Origin of the sequence: Caballeronia sp. GAFFF1 (assembly GCF_023630705.1) — a bacterium.
Lineage (GTDB): Bacteria > Pseudomonadota > Gammaproteobacteria > Burkholderiales > Burkholderiaceae > Caballeronia.
In genome coordinates this window covers 1-260 of sequence record NZ_JALQEM010000058.1, presented here as the reverse complement: position 1 = coordinate 260, position 260 = coordinate 1, and the positions used below count along the sequence as shown (strand labels likewise).

Here is a 260-nt window from a genome sequence, read left to right as displayed (position 1 = left end):
ACTCAATGCGCGTGCCAATCGGCTCGCGCATCGTCTGCTCGCGCTAGGGGTCGAACCGGAAGATCGCGTGGCGCTGTGCGTGGAGCGTGGCATCGGCATGGTGGTGGCGTTGCTCGCGATACTCAAAGCGGGCGGCGCCTATGTGCCGATCGATCCGGGTTACCCCGGCGAACGCCTGACTCACATCCTCACTGACTCGACGCCGCGCCTCTTGCTCGCCGATGCCATCGGCCGTGAAGCACTCGGCGATACGGGTACGT

The 260-nt window shown here is 65.4% G+C and carries 1 protein-coding gene; it reads left to right on the top strand.

Features of this window, described 5'->3' with window-relative positions:
- Positions 1-260 (top strand): AMP-binding protein (locus NCR37_RS28285; protein WP_250476110.1); only part of this gene is annotated, 260 nt, incomplete at both ends.